Consider the following 1,089-nt stretch of genomic DNA (forward strand, 5'->3'; position numbering starts at 1 on the left):
GTGATAAGAGATTCCTACCGCATAGATCACCCAAAAGCTAAGGTTTCAGCAAGTAATCTCATTAGCTTTCGTGGTAGCCACTATTCTGTACCGCCAGGATATGTGGCCAAATCTATGACCTTAAAGACCATAGATAAGATGCTATACATATATGATAGCACAGAATTGATTGCACAGCACCCATTAAGTGATAAGAAGGTTAACTATTTGCCTTCTCATTATGAGGCACAATTGCAGAAAACAATTCCTTATCTAAGTTCTGAAGATGTGAAAGCTAAAGCAAAATCTAATTTGGAAAAGATAGGAGCTATCTATGACACTACAGACTAATTACCAACGCTTACAAGATAATCTAGCATATCTAAAACTAAAACAATGCATGTTACACCTAGATGAAACAATTGAATTAGCTAATACACAGAGCTTATCTCATATTGAGTGGTTATTGAAGCTGAGTGATTACGAAGTTGATATTAAACGACAAAACGTAATTAACCATATGGTGAAAATTAGTAATTTTCCTCATTTGAAAACACTAGCTGATTTTGAATTTTCATTTCAACCACAAATTAACGAAATGCAAATTAAGGATTTAGCATCATTAGGATTCATGGAACAAGCTGAAAACATTGTATTTCTTGGCTCTAGCGGAGTTGGGAAAACACATTTAGCTACATCACTAGGTATTGAAAGCTCTCGTAACAGACGAAGCACCTATTTTATTAAATGCCATGATTTAATTCAAAACCTTAAGAGTGCAAAAGATGAAGGACGATTAGAAACTCGGCTCAAGCATTATGCACGCTACCAATTACTCATCATTGATGAAATTGGCTATTTACCGTTACAACCAGGTGATGCTAACTTACTATTTCAAATTATTGATAGACGGTACGAAAAGAAAAGTACCATCGTAACGTCTAACATTAATTTTGATGAGTGGGCTACCATTTTACATGATGAGCGAGTAGCTAATGCTATTGTTGATCGATTACTTCACCATGCACATGTGATTAGCATAACTGGAGATTCATACCGGTTACGAAACCATATGCAACAGAAGGAATAACTGTACATTGTACATCGTCA

General features: G+C 35.4%; 2 protein-coding genes. Both read left to right on the plus strand.

The annotated features are described in order from the left end of the window. On the plus strand, positions 1–330 hold a 330-nt coding region (locus tag O3598_RS09480), incomplete at its 5' end, for a Mu transposase domain-containing protein (RefSeq protein ID WP_442759098.1). Next, complete coding sequence (gene istB / locus O3598_RS09485) at positions 314–1,069, plus strand: IS21-like element helper ATPase IstB (protein ID WP_005382493.1); 756 nt, start codon at positions 314–316, stop codon at positions 1,067–1,069. The genes O3598_RS09480 and istB, both read left to right, overlap by 17 nt. Positions 1,070–1,089: the final 20 nt, after the last annotated feature.

It is taken from the genome of Veillonella atypica (assembly GCF_041431435.1).
GTDB classification, from domain to species: Bacteria; Bacillota; Negativicutes; order Veillonellales; family Veillonellaceae; genus Veillonella; species Veillonella atypica.